The 18,911-nt window shown below is 49.3% G+C and carries 13 protein-coding genes; 5 read left to right on the plus strand and 8 right to left on the minus strand.

The window, feature by feature from the left end; translation table 11 throughout:
* Positions 1-475: 475 nt before the first annotated feature.
* Both V2I46_13185 and folK read right to left on the minus strand, forming a co-directional pair.
* Positions 476-1,111, minus strand: coding sequence for a deoxynucleoside kinase (locus V2I46_13185; GenBank protein ID MEE4178453.1), 636 nt, complete (start codon positions 1,109-1,111; stop codon positions 476-478).
* A gap of 11 nt (positions 1,112-1,122) precedes the next feature.
* Complete coding sequence (folK, locus tag V2I46_13190; protein MEE4178454.1) at positions 1,123-1,629, minus strand: 2-amino-4-hydroxy-6-hydroxymethyldihydropteridine diphosphokinase; 507 nt, start codon at positions 1,627-1,629, stop codon at positions 1,123-1,125.
* A gap of 154 nt (positions 1,630-1,783) precedes the next feature.
* Here folK and sppA point away from each other — a divergent pair, with 154 nt between their 5' ends.
* Positions 1,784-3,556, plus strand: coding sequence for a signal peptide peptidase SppA (sppA, locus tag V2I46_13195; GenBank protein MEE4178455.1), 1,773 nt, complete (start codon positions 1,784-1,786; stop codon positions 3,554-3,556).
* 61 nt (positions 3,557-3,617) lie between these two features.
* Here the strand turns inward: sppA and V2I46_13200 are convergent, their stop codons facing one another.
* From V2I46_13200 to V2I46_13210, 3 genes are all read right to left on the minus strand, one after another.
* On the minus strand, positions 3,618-4,631 hold the full coding sequence (locus V2I46_13200; protein MEE4178456.1) for a dihydroorotate dehydrogenase-like protein: 1,014 nt from the start codon (positions 4,629-4,631) through the stop codon (positions 3,618-3,620).
* Between the two features lie 436 nt (positions 4,632-5,067).
* Positions 5,068-6,492, minus strand: a complete 1,425-nt coding sequence (locus V2I46_13205) for an aldehyde dehydrogenase family protein (GenBank protein ID MEE4178457.1) — start codon at positions 6,490-6,492, stop codon at positions 5,068-5,070.
* An 18-nt stretch (positions 6,493-6,510) separates the two neighbouring features.
* Positions 6,511-7,167 carry a hypothetical protein gene (locus V2I46_13210; protein ID MEE4178458.1) on the minus strand — a complete coding sequence of 219 codons (657 nt, stop codon included), beginning with the start codon at positions 7,165-7,167 and terminating at the stop codon, positions 6,511-6,513.
* Between the two features lie 196 nt (positions 7,168-7,363).
* Between V2I46_13210 and V2I46_13215 the strand changes: the two genes are divergently transcribed.
* From V2I46_13215 to cysS, 3 genes are all read left to right on the plus strand, one after another.
* The gene (locus V2I46_13215) at positions 7,364-7,576 is read left to right on the plus strand and encodes a DUF2892 domain-containing protein (protein MEE4178459.1); all 213 of its coding nucleotides are present in this window, start codon (positions 7,364-7,366) and stop codon (positions 7,574-7,576) included.
* Positions 7,577-7,657: 81 nt separating this feature from the next.
* A complete protein-coding gene (locus tag V2I46_13220; GenBank protein MEE4178460.1) occupies positions 7,658-8,431 on the plus strand; it encodes a patatin-like phospholipase family protein in 774 nt (257 codons plus the stop codon).
* A gap of 148 nt (positions 8,432-8,579) precedes the next feature.
* A complete protein-coding gene (gene cysS, locus V2I46_13225) occupies positions 8,580-10,058 on the plus strand; it encodes a cysteine--tRNA ligase (protein ID MEE4178461.1) in 1,479 nt (492 codons plus the stop codon).
* Between the two features lie 106 nt (positions 10,059-10,164).
* On the opposite strand, the gene V2I46_13230 is transcribed toward cysS, so the two are convergent.
* Genes V2I46_13230 through V2I46_13240 form a run of 3 tightly spaced genes read right to left on the minus strand, consistent with a single transcriptional unit; the run spans position 10,165 to position 15,633 of the window.
* Positions 10,165-11,481: a TolC family protein gene (locus tag V2I46_13230; protein ID MEE4178462.1), complete on the minus strand. Its 1,317-nt coding sequence runs from the start codon at positions 11,479-11,481 to the stop codon at positions 10,165-10,167.
* A complete protein-coding gene (locus V2I46_13235; protein ID MEE4178463.1) occupies positions 11,462-14,512 on the minus strand; it encodes an efflux RND transporter permease subunit in 3,051 nt (1,016 codons plus the stop codon). Before V2I46_13235 ends, V2I46_13230 begins: the two co-directional genes overlap by 20 nt.
* A 26-nt stretch (positions 14,513-14,538) precedes the next feature.
* Entirely contained in the window at positions 14,539-15,633 is a 1,095-nt protein-coding gene (locus tag V2I46_13240) for an efflux RND transporter periplasmic adaptor subunit (GenBank protein ID MEE4178464.1), read from the minus strand.
* Positions 15,634-15,948: 315 nt separating this feature from the next.
* Here V2I46_13240 and V2I46_13245 point away from each other — a divergent pair, with 315 nt between their 5' ends.
* Complete coding sequence (locus V2I46_13245) at positions 15,949-18,858, plus strand: insulinase family protein (GenBank protein MEE4178465.1); 2,910 nt, start codon at positions 15,949-15,951, stop codon at positions 18,856-18,858.
* Positions 18,859-18,911: the final 53 nt, after the last annotated feature.

The following is an 18,911-nucleotide window of genomic DNA, read 5'->3' on the forward strand; positions in this document are numbered from 1 at the left end:
CATTGCTGCCGAACCCGGTTACAAGGCTATTGCCCAGAAAGACCGCGAATTTATTCGCTTTTTTGACCAGGCTGAATTCCAGGAAATCGTGAACTAGGTTTTCTCATTCCTTAATATCTTAAGGCTGTCCCTTATCATAGGGGCAGCCTTCTTTTTTTGTCCGCCGGGATGTCTTTCACTTATTAAAAGGAAGCCAGGAATCCTGTGGATTTTTTATTGGCCCAATATAATGTACTCATATTATTAGGGCCAATGAACCCACGGCCATACTATAGGTTTAGTCGGGTTTTAGTCGGGTTTTAGTCGTTTTAAAACGACTAAAACCCGACTAAACCTATATCCAAATCTCTCTTTTCAAGCAAAAAACACAGGAAGCCGTTTTACGGCGGTAAAAAGACTACTTCTCAATTTTCGGGCAATGCGAAAAGGATAAAAAGAGGAAAAACCTCCTAAAGGTCAGGGCCTTAATTCTTTTTTATTGCAGCGCAATGCGGGTCATCCCTTTGGGATAATCCTGATTCATGGCTTCAATAATCTGGTCGAAATCCCCGGGCCTGGCCACAAAGTCGAGGGCATTGATATCGAGCAGCAGAATACGGAGCTGGGGTTGCTGCTTCAGGTAATCGAGATAACTTTCCTGGATCTTTTCGAGGTATTCATCGGGAATACGCTGTTCGTAATCACGGCCTCTTTTCCGGATGTTGCTTTGCAAACGATTGGTAGAGACAAAGAGGTGTACCAGCAAGTCGGGCCGTGGTAGATTGGCATTCATAATGTTGAACAGGGTGATGAACAGCTGGTATTCATCGTCGTTGAGGGTCTTGCGGGCAAAGATCAGCGACTTGTTGAGGAAGTAATCGGAGATGGTAAAGGCGGTAAAAAGTTCCTGGCTGGCCAGTTCGCGCTTCAGCTGCTGATAGCGTTCAGCCAGGAATGAAAGCTCAAGCGGGAAGGCGTATTTCTCCTGGTTTTCATAAAATTTAGCCAGGAAGGGGTTGTCTTCAAACCGTTCAAGAATGAGTTTGCCATTGTATTGCTCGGCAATTTTAGTAGCCAGGGTGGTTTTCCCTGCACCTATGTTTCCTTCAATGGCAATGTAGTTATAGCGCATACAAAATCGTTTTAACCGGCCGGGTCTTGGGCGGCATCAAGCTTTTGAACAACCAGTGGATCCTCGCATGATTCAAGCAATTGTGCAACGGTTTTGCCCATCTGGGGGTGCACCATTTCGGGGGAAATCTCTGCCAGGGGAAGAAGCGTAAACCGCCTCAAGTGAAGGCGTGGATGGGGCACTTCTAAATGAGTGGTAAGGATGACCTGGTCGTTGAAAAACAAAATGTCAATATCAATATTCCTTGAATCCATTACTCCCTTTTTCCTTCTGCGTCCCAGGGAGGATTCAATATTATGTAATTCAATCAAAAGTTCGGAGGGCTCGAGCAATGTTTCCACTTCCAGCACCTGGTTAAGGAACATCGTGTCGGCTTCGAAGCCCCAGGGCTCGCTTTGGTACAGCGAACTGGCCTTCCTGATGGGACCTACCCCAAAGCTAATCTGCTTTCGAGCCTGAATAAAGGTTTGGCTGACATCGCCCAGATTGCCCCCCAGGAGCAGGAAAACTTTATTCATCGGGAATGCAGATAAAGGGTTTGTTATGAAACCACAAAATTGGGTAAAATAATCGGGAAAGCAAAAACAAAAAATGGATTGGAATGAATCTGGTAAGGCCAAAATTGTTAATATTGCAATATATTTTTCAATCATTTATTCATAAGACAAAACCATGAAACAGTTCTTCAAATTCATGTTCGCATCGATGCTTGGGTTCTTTTTGACCAGCATTATTTTGTTGTTCGTTTTTATCGGGATGCTAAGTTCACTGGCATCTTTTTCCAAAAAGGAAGCCGTGTTACTAACGCCAAACTCGGTTTTACACTTGAACCTCACCAATGAGATCGTTGACCGGGGTGGTGGCAATCCCTTTGAGTCTTTTGACCCCATGAGTTTTCAGCCGAGGCCTGCCACAGGGCTCAACGACCTGATCAAGAACCTGAAAAAGGCCAAAAATGATCCGAATATCGACGGCATTTTCCTTGATCTCACCCTGTTGCAAACAGGATGGAGCACCATTGATGAGATCAGGCAAAGCCTGCTTGATTTTAAGGAATCAGGAAAGTTTATTGTAGCCTATGGCGAGACCTACACCCAGAACGCCTATTACCTGGGCTCGGTGGCCGACAAGGTTTATCTTCATCCTGAAGGGGCCATTGACTTCAGAGGGATGAACTCTGAACTGGTATTTTTCAAAAACATGCTCGAGAAACTGGGCATAGAGCCCCAGGTTATTCGTCACGGGAAGTATAAAAGCGCCACAGAGCCTTTCTTCCTGGAAAAGATGAGCCCTGAAAACAGGGAACAGGTTTTGGCATACGTTAGCTCGATTTGGAACAACGTGCTGAAAGGCATCTCCGATAGCCGCGGGCTTACGGTAAACCATCTGAACGATGTGGCCGATGCCTTTAATACCCGCAATGCAGAACTGGCCCTGGAAAATCAAATGATCGACGGCATCATGCACCGCGACGAGGTGCTTGAGGAGTTGCGCGAGCGCCTCGATAAAGAAAAAGCCAGTGACATTGAATTCGTAGAATGGGCCAAATACATGAATGTTCCCGAGAACAAAGACACCAGGCAGCCGAGAAGTGCTGACAAGATCGCGGTCGTGTATGGAATGGGAAATATTATTTCGGGCGAAGGCACCGAGCGCAGCATGGGCTCTGAGCGGATTGCAGAGGCCATTCGTGAAGCACGCCTTGACGAATCGGTGAAAGCCATTGTTTTCCGTATCAATTCGCCGGGCGGGAGCGCCCTGGCTTCCGATGTCATCTTGCGTGAAGTAAAACTGGCCAGCGAGGTCAAGCCCGTCATTGCCTCCATGGGCGATGTTGCCGCCTCCGGCGGTTACTATGTAGCCTGCGGCGCCGATATGATCGTAGCAAGCCCTAACACCATCACAGGCTCCATTGGCGTATTCGGGCTGATCCCCAATATGCAGAATTTCTTTAACAACAAACTAGGCATCACCTTCGACAATGTGAAGACCAATGACTACGCCGACCTGATGACCATTTCACGGCCGTTGACCCTCAATGAACGGGCGATGATCCAGGAAGGTGTTGAACAGGTCTACACCACTTTTATCGGCCACGTGGCTGAAGGCAGGGGCATCCCCGTTGCACAGGTTGACAGCATTGGGCAGGGACGAGTGTGGAGTGGCGCTGAAGCTGTTCAGATCGGCCTGGTGGATGAGTTGGGAGGGTTGAATTATGCCATTGAAAAAGCCGCCGAAAAAGCCGGCCTCGAAAACTACCGCCTGGTGGAATACCCTTCGCGCAAGGACTTCTTCACCCAGATCATGGAAGATCTCGGCCAGATGCAGGAGGTATTTGTCAAGCGAAAACTGGGCGAAGCCTACCAGTATTACAAGCAGGTTGACCAGGTCAACGAAATGACCGGCATCCTGACCCGCATGCCCTATGATGTGGTGATTCGCTAAGGCATTGTTATGCAAATTAAAAAAGGGGCCGAGGCCCCTTTTTTTATGGTTTCCCCTCAGTTTATACCTGGGGATATTTTTTCATAATATCAAAAGGTTTCATCAGCATGTCAACATACTGGGCACGCTGATAAGCATAGGGATCCTGGCTGTTCTCATTGGAAAGCTTGCCACGGAAATCATCTACTGAATCATAACCTTTATCCTTCATCCAGCTGGAAAGGTCATCAAGCATTTGCTTCACGTAGCCGGCTTTGTTCTTATAAATGGTGCTGACCACCTGAACGGAATCGGCACCTGCCAGCAATAACCTGACCACATCCTGTCCTGTAAAGATACCTGAATTGCTGCAGATACTGCCTTTCACCTTTTTGTGCAGAAGGCCGGCAAAGCGCAGGGAAAGGCGGTAATCGCCCACCTGGCTCAGGTTGAAGGGGAAAATCATTTCCTGTTTTTCCACATTGATCTCGGGCTGATAAAGGCGGTTGAACAATACAAAGGCGTCGGCACCTGCTTTATCCATTTGCTGAACCACCTGCAGTGAATTGGTGTAAAAAGGACTGAGCTTAACACTCACCGGAATTTTCACCTTAGCTTTCACTGCTTTCAGAATCTTAATCTGCTCGTCCTCCAGCGCAAGGCTTTTGGATTCAAAATCATTCGGGGGAGAATAAAAGTTCAGCTCCAGGGCATCGATACCCGTTTTTTCCATTTCAACGGCATACTCCACCCAGGTGCTTTCGTTGATGCAGTTAAGGCTGCCAATGACCGGGATGCTGACGGCCTGCTTCAGTGCCTTTAGTTTCTCCAGGTGCTCGACAGGTCCTGCATGTTTCAGGGTGGGAAACAGCTTGATCATTTCTGCATTGCGCTCATTGTATTCATGCAGGTCTTCCTCCATCTGAAGGCTCTCCAGATTGATCTGCTCCTCAAACAAGGACTTGAACACTATGGCTGCAATGCCTGCTTCCTCGAGGTTGCGTGCCATCTCCAGGTCAAAGGTCAGATTACAGGCACCCAGGATAATCGGGTTCTTGAGCTCCAAACCCATATACTTCGTTTTCAAATTTGCCATACGATTCCTCCGTCAATATTTTTGGTTTGTTAAATTTATTAATATAATCTTAAGTATGCAAAAAAATCAATTTTTTATCACTGGTTTTAATGAAATTTAGCATTCAGCAAACTTAAATTTTAACCAGAAAAACTCCACAGACCCGGGAGGAATAAAAAAGCAAGAGGTGGCACGGTAATCCACCTCCTGCTTTTTTTAACCACCAAAACAAAACAACATTAACCAATAAAACAACTAAAACCTTGCAAAACTTTTTGAAGCTGGTTCTGCTCTAAACAGCATACCAATTTAAACAAACTTTAAATGAAAAGCAAGACATTTTTTGTCTTTTTGTTTCTTTTTCAAAGTTAATCTTCAAAACCCCCTAAAACAACCGTATTGACGCTGAATTTAGCGGGAGAAAACGCCTAACAGATACACTGAATTTAACCAGGACTTATTGGGGCCCTCCTCTGACCAGGATGCGGGGTTCGAGCATATCGAGCAGGGCATACTTCACCCCTTCCCTGCCCAGGCCACTGTCTTTCACCCCGCCATAAGGCATATGATCGGTGCGGAAAATGGGGGTGTCGTTGTGAATCACCCCGCCCACCTCCAGGCGGTTGAAGGCCATATCCAGCTCTTCAATGCTGTTGGTAAACACCCCTGCCTGCAAGCCAAAGCGGCTGTGGTTAACCATCCGCAGGGCTTCTTCAAAATCTTTAAAGGGATGCAGAGTGACTACCGGTCCAAAGACTTCTTCATCATACACCTTCATTCCCGGGCCAGCCTCGGTAATGACCGTTGGTTCGACAAAAGCGTCCTGACGCTGGCCGCCGCAAAGCACTTTTGCACCTGCAGCCGCGGCTTCCCCGATCCACTGTTCAACGCGGATGGCATTCTCCTCATCGATCATAGCGGTGATATCGGTATCTGGTGAAAGGGGATCCCCGTAATTCAGTTTGCTGACGCCCTCCACTAATTTCTGACAGAAAGCATCGAACAGGCTTTGATGCACAAAGATACGCTGGGCGTGTATGCATACCTGCCCCTGGTAGGCAAAGCCACCGGTAAGGCAGCGCTTTATGGCGTGCTCAAGATTGGCTGAAGCGGACACAATGGTGCCGGCATTTCCACCCAGTTCAAGCACGACTTTTTTCTTCCCGGCATCGGCTTTCATTTTCCAGCCCACTGCAGGAGAACCCGTGAACGACAACAACTTAAACCGCTCATCGGTCACCAAAAGATTGCCTGTCGAACGGTCCATCGGCAAGACGGAAACAGCCCCATTCGGAAGTTCGGCTTCATCAATAAGTTTCGCGAGTTCAAGCATAGCTAAAGGGGTAGAAGAGGCGGGCTTCAGCACGATGGGGCAGCCCGCGGCAATGGCAGGGCCTAGTTTATGCACGGCCAGGTTCAGGGGAAAGTTAAACGGGCTGATACCCGCTACCGGTCCTATGGGAAAATACTTCACCAGCCCTTCGCGCCCTGCTGCTTCCGGGGTCCAGTCGAGGGAGAGGTATTCTTTGGGCAGTCGCCTGGCCTCTTCCGAAGCCACCAAAAGGGTTTGTGCGGCCCGCCTCACTTCTGCAAGGGCATAGCGCCAGGGCTTGGCCGCCTCGCGAGCGATGATTGAGGCAAAGTGCTCTTCCTGTTTCGACAGCCTTTGCGACAGATGGAGCAATGCCCTGCTGCGTCCAAGCGAGCTCATCTTCTTCATGGGTTGAAAGGCTTCCAAAGCAGCCTCAACAGCCTGTTCATATTCTTCCTTGCCGGCAAGCCAGGTTTTGGCAAACGGACGGCCATCAAATGGATTGGATACAATAAGTTCATGGGAGGTGGTTACAAACCTGCCTCCTGCATAGATCTGAAATGATTCCATGACAGTAAATTAAAAGGGTTACCAGGGGGTATTGCGCTGAAAGGGGGAAGTAGGGAAAAAACCGCGCTGAAATGCCCCGGTAGAATTGAAAGGGTTATAGGGGTTATACCCCTGCGACACGTTAAACTGCGCCCCAAAACGGAAGTTCTCGCTAATCTTGTAATCAAAGCCCATCATCACTCCTCGGGGGTTCAGATTGAAGGCCTGGTTATTCATATTTGGCTGGAAGTATTGATAGTTATTGTGTTCCATCCAGCTACCCCCGGTAATGGTCAGGCGCGGGCTCAGCTGATAAGCGCCAAAAGCATAAACCGTGTTGCTGAACAACCGCTGAGACATCACTCCATACATGGCTTCACCCTGGAAAAGGCCGAAAGGGGTGGATGCAGCATTCCCCGAAAACTGACCTGTGGAAAATACACTTCCGACCATCATACTGAAGCGCTGGCTGGGATTCCATTTGAAGTGAGGCGCCAGGGACTGGGAAAACAGGGAAGTTCCCTGGAAACCCGTCATAAATGAAGTGCCTAACTGAAACCCAAAATCTGTTTTTGGCAGCAGGGAGTGTTGTTCGGCGGGGGCCTCAAACAATGAACCCTCTTGAGCCTGACTCTGAGGACCTGACAGGAATAACAGGGCAAAAAGCAGGGGTAAAATAAAGTTTGAAGCTTTCATAATCTGTGTTTTTAATAAGGACCTCTAATGATAAACGCATCAAAAGGCCTTGTTGTTTTTCCCTATGATACAAATTTAGGAAAACCAATGGTCAATGTCAAGGTTTCAGCATTGAGCTCAAAAGAATAAAAAATTGCGTACATTTATATTGCAGAAAACAGAAATTCATTTTTCAATCACCAAAAATCTTATCACCATGAAAAAGAATATGGGGACCTTAGACAAGACTATCCGGGTCATTATCGCCATTGCCATTGCCATCCTTGTATACACCGATGTCATTACAGGTACACTCGGCATTGTCTTATCCATTGTAGCAATTGTTTTTCTGCTAACCTCATTGGTAGGGGTTTGCCCGCTTTACATGCCCTTTGGAATTAATACCTGCAAAAAGGAAAAACAGGCTTAATTCAAAATTCCTGGAATAAGCCGGGGTGCAGTGGGATTTTTTTTGGACTTTTGTAGCAAGAAACCTGAAAAACCCCGCAGCATGGGAAACAACAAGCAAAAGAAATACAAAACAGGGCTGGTACTCAGTGGGGGTGGTACCCGTGGGTTTGCCCACCTGGGAGCTTTAAAAGCCCTGAAAGAGCACAACATCAAGCCCGACATCATTGCGGGAGTCAGTGCCGGAAGCATTGTGGGGGCGCTTTATGCCGATGGTGAAGATGCCGAAAAAGCCCTGAAAGCCCTCACAAGTAAGCGATTGTTTGGATTCCTTGAATTTATGATTCCCAACAGCGGCCTGATTAAAATGACAGGATTTCAGAAAACGCTGCGTAAAAACCTCAATTCCGAAAATTTTGAGGAGCTGAAAATCCCCCTGGTGGTTTATGCGGTCAATATAAACAAAGCCGAACTGATCCGTTTCGAAAAGGGTGACCTGGTGAGTGCAGTCACGGCTTCCTCTTCCATTCCCGTGGTTTTTCCACCCGTGGAGATTGACGGGGAATATTACCTGGACGGCGGTATCATCAACAACTTCCCCGTTGACCTCTTACGCGACGATTGTGAAACCCTCATCGGCATCAACGTGAACCCCATTGGTGAGTTTAAGAACATCAAAAGCCTGAAGGCCATTGCCGAGCGAACATTTCACATCTCCATGCGAAACCAGGAGGCTGAAAAGGAGAAACTCTGCGACATCTACATCGAGCCTGAAAATCTGGACCAATATGGTTTACTCGACATTTCAAGGGCAAACGAGATCTTTGAGCTCGGTTATAAAAAGGCTTCAGAGGTACTGGAAAAGGCCAATAGGTAACCGTATAGAATAATGCCCCGGCTTGGGCTAATCATTTTTAATTATAAATGTTTCATTTTTCATTTAACCTACTGCCTTTTCAGTTTCTCTTTCTCTCTTTACAATACTTTCATTTCATTTATCTTTGTGTTTTTGAACCCAGAACATCATGCAGCATCCGTTAACTGTTTACAATTCGCTTTCCAGGAAAAAGGAGCAATTTGTTCCGATACACCCTCCATTTGTGGGCATGTATGTTTGCGGGCCAACAGTTTATGGCGATGCTCACCTGGGCCATGCACGCCCGGCCATCACCTTTGACCTGGTGTTCCGTTACCTGCTCCACTTGGGGTATAAGGTTCGCTATGTGCGAAATATCACCGATGTAGGACACCTTGAAAACGATGCCGATGAAGGCGAGGACAAGATTGGCAAAAAAGCACGCCTCGAACAACTTGAACCCATGGAAGTGGTTCAGTACTACTCTGACCGCTATCACGAAGATATGGAAATGCTGAACACCAGAAAGCCAAACATTGAACCCCGGGCTTCGGGACACATCATCGAGCAGATCGAGATGGTCAAGGCCATCCTGGAGGCAGGCTTTGCCTATGAGGTCAACGGCTCTGTATATTTCGACGTGGTAAAATACGCCGCCTCACATCATTACGGTAAACTCAGCGGAAGGTTACTGGAAGACATGATGGCCGGTTACCGTGATCTCGAAGGACAGGACGAAAAGCGCAACAATGTTGACTTTGCCCTCTGGAAGAAAGCCAACCCCGAACACATTATGCGATGGCCCTCCCCCTGGAGTGAAGGCTTCCCGGGATGGCACCTGGAATGCTCGGCGATGAGCACAAAATACCTTGGTGAGGTATTCGACATCCATGGGGGTGGCATGGACCTGCTTTTTCCCCACCATGAGTGTGAGATCGCCCAGAGCAATGCCGCCAACGGGAAAGACGCTGTTCGCTATTGGCTGCACAACAATATGATCACCATCAACGGGCAGAAAATGGGCAAGTCGCTGGGCAACTTCATCACCCTGCGTGAGTTCTTTTCCGGAAAGCATAAAAACCTCGACCGGGCATACCACCCCATGACCATCCGCTTCTTTATCCTTCAGGCCCACTATCGCAGCACCCTCGACTTCAGCAACGAAGCCCTCGACGCCGCCGAGAAAGGCTTGAAGCGCCTGCTGCAGGCCAACGAGACCCTGCATAAGATTACGCCTTCCGACAAGTCCTCTGTCGAGGTTGCCTCCATTAGCCAGAAATGCTATGAAGCCATGAACGACGACTTCAACAGCCCCCTGGCTCTGGCTCAACTCTTCGACGCCGTCAGGATCATCAATGCGGTCTACGACAAAAAAGAGAGTCTCAGCGAAGCAGACCTGGAAGGACTAAAAAAGGTGTTCGAGACCTTCCTGATTGATATCTTTGGGCTGGTGTCATCTGCTGGTTCAGACAGCGAGCACCTGCACAAGGTCATTGAAGGGCTTATGCAAATGATCCTCGATGTCAGGCAAAATGCCCGCCAGCAAAAGGACTGGACGACTTCTGACAAGATTCGCGATGGCCTCGCAGGTCTTCATATTGCCGTTAAGGACGGAAAGGATGGTGTCTCCTGGAATTTTAACCAATAACAGCGAGTATTCAAGCATCCGGAAGTTTCAGGAGGTATTGTATAACACAGAAAAGGGGTTTCGCTAAATGGCATAACCCCTTCAGCAATTGTCTGAAAAAATTCGCTTACAGGTAATTCATGATCCTTCCGGATATCTGCAACAATGATATCTCGGCCAGCTTGGTTTGATATTGGATATAGAGCAGGCGCTCTTCAGCATCCAGAAGGCTTTTCTGCACTTCGCGCAATTCCAGGCCAGCCAGGTCACCCAGTTTGTAGCGTTCTAGGGCAATCTCAAGGTTCTCACGGGCCACATTCAGGTTCTGAAGTTCAAGGTTCAGCAACATCAGGTTGTTGGTATAGGCGTTGTACAGAGTCAGCAGGTCAGCACGGGTTTGTTGTTCCACCTGCTGATAAGCCAGTTGACTATTTTCTACTTCAATGGCGGCATTGCTCATTTGACGGCGCTGGTTAAACCCATCAAAGATGTTAAAGCCCAATGTCAAGCCATAGTTCGCACTTAGGTTGCGCTGATTTTTGAGCGATCCGCTCTGATAGGTATTATAGCTCATTCCATAGCCTGATGAGAAATTCAGGTAAGGGTAGGCATTCGAGGCAATGATCTTACGGTCGTATTCGGAGATGACCTGATCACTGGAAGCGAGCAGCAAGGAGGTATTGTTACTCAGGGTAGCCTGGAGCAGGTTGTCATACACCAAATTGGGGTTCACTTCAATAAGTGAGTCACTAACAAAAACCATTTCGGTGATGTCATCCAGTGCAAGCAATTCATTCAGCCGTATGCGCGAAGATCTTACGGTTTCATGCTGACGGCCCAGCCGCGAACTGTCGGCATTCAGATATACCTGCGATTGCAACAGCTGCAGTTTTGAGCCAGATCCCAGCAAATATCTTTCTTCATCAATGCGGGCACGTTCCCTGCTAAGCTCCACTGCATATCTCAGGTTTGATAGCAGGCGTTCCTGCTGAATCAGGTTATAGTATTCTGCTATAATACTCGCAACCATATTTTCAATGGTCATGCGGGTCTGCAAGGAACCGATCTCACTCAACTCCTGCAGTCGCTGGTAGGTGGTCTGCACCCTGAAACCGTCGAAAATAGTCTGATTGAGGTTTAGCCCTGCATTGCTGGAAGTATTGTGAATTCCGCTGGTGGAATTGGTGCCGCCATCGGCAAGATTCTGATTCACGTTGTTCACCACCCCCGACTGCTGGGCGCTCAGGCTCAGCCGCGGCAAATATCCAGCATTGCCCAGGCTCACATTGTTTACATAAATCTCCTCGGTGTTACGGGCCAGCCGGATGGAAAAGTTCTGCTCCAGACCTAGGTTGATGCACTCCTGCAAGCTAAGGGTTTTCTGGGCACTCACCATCAAAGGCAGGGACCCAAGGAGCAAAGCACTAAGAAACAGTCGTTTCAGCTTCATTTTTAACGTCCTTATTTTCAGTGGAAACATAACAATAAATGGCCGGGACTACAAAGAGGGTCAGGAAAGTCGACAGAACCAGGCCGCCCACTACGGCAACACCCATCGCCACGCGGCTCTGGGCCCCTTCGCCAAAGCCAAGGGCCAGCGGCATTACCCCCAGAATGGTGGAGAGGCTCGTCATAAGGATAGGCCGGAATCGGGCAGCAGCCGCATACTTGATTGCCTCAATCTTTTTCATCCCGGAACGCTTGCGCTGGTTGGCAAATTCAACCATCAGGATTCCGTTTTTCGACACCAGGCCAATAAGCATAATGATACCGATCTGGCTGAAGATGTTCATCGTAATATTAAAATACCACATAAACAGCAGGGCACCGGTAATGGCAAGCGGAACTGTCATCATCACGATAAAGGGATCCTTAAAGCTTTCAAACTGTGCGGAAAGCACCAGGAAGATCAGCACAAGAGCCAGCAAAAAGGCAAACATCAAACTTGATGAGCTCTCCTGGAAGTCTTTCGAGTCGCCTGCCAGGGCTGTCCGGAAAGTATCATCCAGCACTTCGTCGGCAATGCGATCCATTTCAGCAAGGCCTTCACTGATGGTTTTGCCCGGGGCAAGGCCCGAAGAGATCGTGGCGGCAACAAAGCGATTGTAGCGGTATAATTGCGGAGGTGCGGTCTGTTCCTTCAGGGTCACCAGGTTATCCAATTGAACCATATCCCCGCTGTTGTTGCGCACATAAAGCGATTTCAGGTCAAGGGGCTTGTTGCGGTTTTCGCGTTCAATCTCTCCAAGAATCTGATACTGCTTGCCGTTCATGAAGAAATAACCGAAACGCTGACCGCTAAGCGCCAGCTGAAGAGTCTGGCCAACATTCTGAGCAGAAACCCCCAGCGAGTTGGCTTTCTCACGGTTGATAGTAATCTGAAGTTCTGGTTTCGTGAATTTCAGGTTTACATCCGCCATTTGTAACACCTCGCTGTCATTCACTTTTTCCATGAATTCGGGCAAGACCTCGCGCAGTTTTTCAATATTCTGAGCCTGCAGCACATACTGCACCGGCATCCCGGAACGGCGGCCTCCGAAGGTGGACTGCTGCGTTACAAAGGCACGGGCACGTGTCATCGGGCGCAAAGCTCCCGTCAGACGGTCTGCAATTTCTTGCTGGGTTACTTCCCTTTGATTAGGTGGGGGGAGATTTAACCGGATCATTGTCCAGCCGCTCGATACCATGGCAATCAGACTTTCACGTTCAGGAACGGTGTCTTCCACCACTTCCACAACATCTTCCACATAGTCGCGCATGAATTCATACGTCACGCCTTCCGGCCCGCGCGCGTTTACGGTGATCTGCGACCGGTCTTCCATAGGTGCCATCTCGGCCGGAATGGAGTTATACAACAACACAACAAGGCCTCCGGCCACCACCAGAATGACAATGGCCATCCATCGCCTGCGCATAAACCTTTCCAGTCCCCTGCGGTAAGCCTCATTGAGGTTCCTGAAAAATCCTTCTGTGCTTTCATAAAAACGCCCATGCTTGGTGCGTTGCTTAAGGATCTTGGTCGAAAGCATGGGCGTAAAGGTAAGTGCCACAAAAGAAGAAATGGCCACCGCGCCTGCAATCACAATGCTGAACTCGCGGAACAACCGTCCAGTCATCCCTTCCAGAAATACAATGGGGAAGAACACAGCAATCAGGGTGATTGTCGTCGAGATAATCGCAAAAAAGATCTCCCTTGATCCAGCCAGGCCTGCCTGAATAGGAGTCATCCCCTGCTCTATCTTCACATAGATGTTTTCCATCATCACAATGGCATCGTCCACCACAAGGCCAATGGCAAGTACCACGGCCAGCAGCGTCAGCACGTTAATGGAAAACCCCGCGATATACATGATAAAAAACGCACCTACCAGCGACACCGGGATTACCAGGATAGGGATCAGGGTCGTACGCCAGTCGCGCAGGAACAGGAAAATGATCACAACCACCAGGACAAAAGCAATGTAAATAGTATTCATCACCTCCTTGATGGACGAGCGAATGAAGTTTGTGTTGTCAAACCCAATGCCGATGGTTACATCATCCGGAAGGTCCTTTTTAATGAATTCAATCCGACGGTACACCTCATCGGCAATTTCGATGTGGTTCGAACCAGGTTGTGGAACGATGGCATTCCCCACCATCGGAATACCGTTACGCTTAGCAAAACCACGCTGGTCTTCAGGTCCCAGTTCGGCACGGCCCACGTCCATGAAACGGACCACCAGCCCACCATCTTCCTTAATGATCAAGTTGTTAAACTCTTCGGGGGTGGTCATCAGACCCAACGTCCGAATGGTGAGTTCGGTGGTGGCTCCTTCGATGCTGCCCGATGGCAGCTCCACGTTCTCGCGGTTAATGGCATTGCGCACATCAAGGGGCGTAAGCCCGTAACCTGCAAGCTTTACCGGGTCGAGCCAAAGCCGCATGGCATAACGCTTCTGACCCCAGATATGGATGCCACTCACCCCTGAGATGGTCTGCAGCTGCTCCTTAAGTGTCAGTTCGGCAATTTCAGAAAGTTCCAGCAGGGATCTCCGGTCGCTTTCCAGCACCACAAACATGATGGGACTGGCATCGGCGTCGGCTTTCGAAACAGTAGGCGGATCAACGTCGCGGGGCAGCCTCCGCTGGGCTTGTGATACTTTGTCGCGCACGTCATTGGCCGCGGTTTCCATATCCACGCTGAGTTCAAATTCTACCGAGATCCGGGAACCGCCCTGACGACTAACGCTGGTCAGGGTACGGATGCCAGGAATACCGTTAATGCTTTGCTCCAGCGGTTCAGTGATTTGTGTCTCAATCACATCCGAGTTGGCCCCGGGATAGGAAACGCTGACTGAAATTATGGGCGGATCTACGCTGGGGAACTCCCTGACGCCCAGATAAGTCAGTCCGATCAGGCCAAACAGGAGGATCAAAATGGTAAATACCGTCGACAATACGGGGCGCTGTATACTTAGGGACGAAAGACTCATGGTATCTTACAAATTTCTGGTAAACACTATTCGGGATTCTCAACCTGATCAAGCATTACAGGCAAGCCCTGCCGCAATTGCATGACCCCGGTGACCAACAGAGTGTCGCCAAACGACAGTCCATCAACGATCTGTATTTCATCGGCCGTGCGCAATCCAGTTTCCACCTTAATTTGTTCGGCAGTCCCATTGCGATAAACATAAACCTTATCGCCATCCATCTCGGCTATCATAGCATCCGTGGGTATGGCAATGGTATTGGTTATTTCATCCAACTGCAGGTTGATCCCTGCAAAACGCCCGGGTTTCAGTTCCTCGCGACGGTTGGGATACAAAGCCCTCACCACAATGGTCCGGGTGTTGATATCCACCTTGGGGTCGACGGCATAAACGGATGCGGAAAAAGGTTCATTAATCCCGTCAATGGTGAAGGTGATGGGGAAACCCGGGGTAACGTTGCCCGAATAACGCTCAGGAATAGAAAACTCCACCTTCAGCGGGCTGATCTTGATGAGCTGTGCAATGCGGGCATTGGGATTGGCGTAAGCCCCTTCGCTCACATACCTCAATCCGATGATCCCGTCAAAGGGTGCCCTGAGCTCAGTTTCGGCGATCCGTGCCTCCAGCAGCATGATGTCGGCCTCCAGTGCCTGTAATTCCGTCACCGCCTGGTCATAACTCTCCTGGCTGATGGCATCACGTGTTAAGAGGTTGCGCTGGCGAAATTCCCGTTCCTGGGCCAATTTGAGCTGCGCCTGCAGCTTCAGTAGCTGTGCCTGCAAATGCCTGTCGTTGATCTTGGCCAGCAAATCTCCCCGCTTGACCCGCGCGCCTTCCGAAAAGTTAATGCTGACAATCTTCCCACTGGTTTCAAAGGAAAGATCCACCTCCTCATCTGGAAGCAGCGTGCCCGTGCTGTTGATCATCTCGCGCAGGTTAGATGGGGTGATGACCAGGCCATTGGCCTGCAAGGCCCTCATCTGGAAACCGCCTCCGCCCATTCCGCCACCAGGCCCTTCTTCATTTTTCTGAAAAAGAGGCTTAATTTTCGGGTAAAATATCAAACCCAGGATGAACAAAATGGTCAAGATGGTTAAAACCAAACGAAGATTCTTTTTCATATGTTTTGGTGTGATGACGTGATTTTTGATGGAAATTTCTTAACGGTACGATTATATTTGACAACAAAAAAAAACAATGGTTTAAAGTACCGGAAAAAAATTAATTTTTTATGCTTTTTTGCTAATTTTTAACGAATTATGAAACGTTTTTTTGCGAAGAATGTTTAATTTTTTCACAAATTTGCCAAACCAATTTTCAGGCTTTCATTTCTTTTTGCTGAAATGTTTCATGCCGGGGTTTGGATACACAAAGGAAATTCAATCTTAAATTTCATTTTAAATTAAACACAAAAAATTTTTATGATGACCCAAAACATGATCAAAAGGTTTTTTGCCTTCTTCACCCTGTTGTTTCTCCTCCAGGGTCTGGCAGTGGGGCAGAAAACATACACCTACGAAAGTTTTGATAACGATCCGCTCAATGCCCGGATCTACACCCTCGACAACGGCCTGAAAGTTTATCTTTCGGTTTACAAGGAAGAACCCCGCATTCAGACCTATGTAGCTGTGCGTGTTGGCAGCAAGAACGACCCCGCCGAGACCACCGGACTGGCTCACTATTTCGAGCACCTGATGTTTAAAGGCACCAGCGAGTTTGGCACCCTCGACTGGGAAAAAGAAAAACCCCTGCTCGACCAGATAGAGGCCCTGTTCGAGGTATATCGCTTAGAAACTGACCCGGCAGTTAGGGCAGCCCTCTATCATCAGATCGACAGCATATCCTATATTGCCTCCACCCTGGCCATCCCCAACGAATACGACCGCCTGATGACCGCCATCGGATCGACTGGCACCAATGCCGGAACCTCCAACGACTACACCATTTACATGGAAAACATCCCGGCCAACCAGCTCCGAAACTGGGCGATGATCCAGGCCCAGCGCTTCAACGACGCCACAATTCGCCTGTTCCATACGGAGCTAGAGACCGTCTACGAAGAAAAGAATATGTCGCTGACCAACGACGGCCGCCAGGCTTCCGAAGCCCTGATGCAGGGCCTCTTTCCCAACCACCCTTACGGGCAGCAGACCACCCTCGGGGAAGCAGAACACCTGAAAAACCCTTCCATCATCAACATCAAGAATTTCTTCAAGAAATATTATGTGCCCAACAATATGGCCGTTGTGATGTCGGGCGACTTCGACCCCGACGAAGCCATCCGCGTCATTGATGCATATTTTGGACAGCTGAAGCCCTCCCCACTTGAACTCCCGCGCTTTGGTGAACAACCCGCCATCACCCAGCCCATCGTTAAGGAAGTCATCGGTTTGCAAGCCGAGAACATCCAGCTTGGCTGGCGCTTTGAAGGGGCAACCTCCGACCAGATCCCTTACCTGAATATGATCGGGATGATCCTGAGCAACCGCCGTGCCGGCCTCATCGACCAAAACCTCAACAAGCAACAAGCCACCTTGGGCGCAGGAGCTTACGCACGCTCCATGACCGACTATTCCATGCTTACCCTATCGGGCCGCAACAAAAGCGGACAAACCCTCGACGAGGTAAAAGACCTGCTGCTGGGACAGCTCGATCTGTTGAAAAAAGGCGAATTCCCAGACTGGCTAATGGAAGCAGCCATCAACAACCTGAAGCTGCAGGAGATGCGCCGCATCGAGAATAGCCGCGGACGCGCCATGGCTATGGCCATGAGCTTCCTCAACAGGCAGCCTTACGAGCAGAGCATCAACTACATCGACCGCCTCAGCAAGATCACCAAAGAAGAAGTGGTGGCTTTTGCCAACGAACACCTGCGCGACGACAATTATGTGGTGGTTTACAAACGCCAGGGCCAGCCCCAGGATGTTCAGCCGGTTGAAAAACCCGCCATTACCCCCATCCACATCAACCGCGATGCCGAGTCGCCCCTGCTGCAGCAGGTGAAAGCCGCCAGCGTCGAACCCATCGAGCCCGTATTTCTCGACTTCGAAAAAGATGTGACCCGCGGAACTACCCCCAGCGGTATCGAAGTACTTTATGCCAAAAACGATGCCAATCCCACCTTTACCCTGACTTATTACTGGGAAATGGGAAGTTACCACGACAAATACCTTTCGCTGGCCGGCAACTTCATTGAGTTCCTGGGCAACGGAAAATACAGTGCCGAAGAGATAGGCAACGAGTTTTACAAACTCGCCTGCACTTTCAACGTGATGGTAGGCGATGAAGATACCCGTATCACCATCAGTGGCCTGAGCGAAAACCTGGAAGCTGCCGTGAAACTTTTCGAAGAACTGATTATGGATGCCCGTGCCGACGATGCATCCCTGGCCCGCTATGTTGAAAACGCAAAAAAAGCACGCCAGGACAGCAAGGCCAACCAGGGCTCCAATTTCTCAGCACTGGTAAACTACGCCATGTACGGACCTCGGAATCCAAGTACCTATACCCTGACCGACGCTGAACTGGATGCGCTGACTTCAGAACAACTGATCAAAACCCTGCAGAACCTCTGGGCCCTGCAGCACCGCGTGGTGTTCTTCGGTCCGCAAAGCCTGAACGAGATTACAGCACAACTCGACCAGCTGCACAAGACCCCCCGCAATCTCGGCGCCATTCCCACGGGAACCAGTTTCGAGCCCCTTGCAACCCCTGTTAACAAGGTATTGTTTGCCCATTACGACGCTAACCAGAGCTACCTGCAAACCATCTCAAAAGGCATCGGCTTCGACCCCGGGATGGTACCCCAGATCACGATGTACAACAGCTATTTTGGCGGAGGCATGAATGCCATCGTATTCCAGGAGATGCGCGAGAAACGCGGACTGGCCTACACCGCCCGCTCCAATTATTCTGCACCTTCCTGGCCCGATGAAACCTATATGAACAACAGCTTCATTGCAACCCAGAACGACAAGGTAGTTGATGCCTTCAGCGCTTTCAACGAGCTCTTCAACGAAATGCCCGTTTCCGAATCCTCCTTCCGCCTGGCACAGGAACAAATGATCTCGAACCTGCGTACCCAGCGTATCCGCGACGCCTTCGTAATCTGGAACTACCTCGGCGCCAAACGCATGGGCTATAAGGAAGATCCGCGCATTCAGCTATTCCGCGAGCTCCCCTCAATCACCCTCAACGATGTGAAGGCCTTCAACGAAACCTACATCAAAAACCAGCCCAAAACCTATGTCATCCTGGGCAACGAAAACAATGTGAATTTTGAAGAAGTAGAGCGCCTCTTTGGACCTGTGACCAAACTGGCCAAAGAAGACCTCTTTATTTTCTGATCCGATCCCGGTTCATTTTTTCCCCAGGCGGGGTGCTGCCAAGGTTTTTCTGC

The sequence above is a fragment of the Bacteroides sp. genome, from assembly GCA_036351255.1.
GTDB lineage: Bacteria > Bacteroidota > Bacteroidia > Bacteroidales > UBA7960 > UBA7960.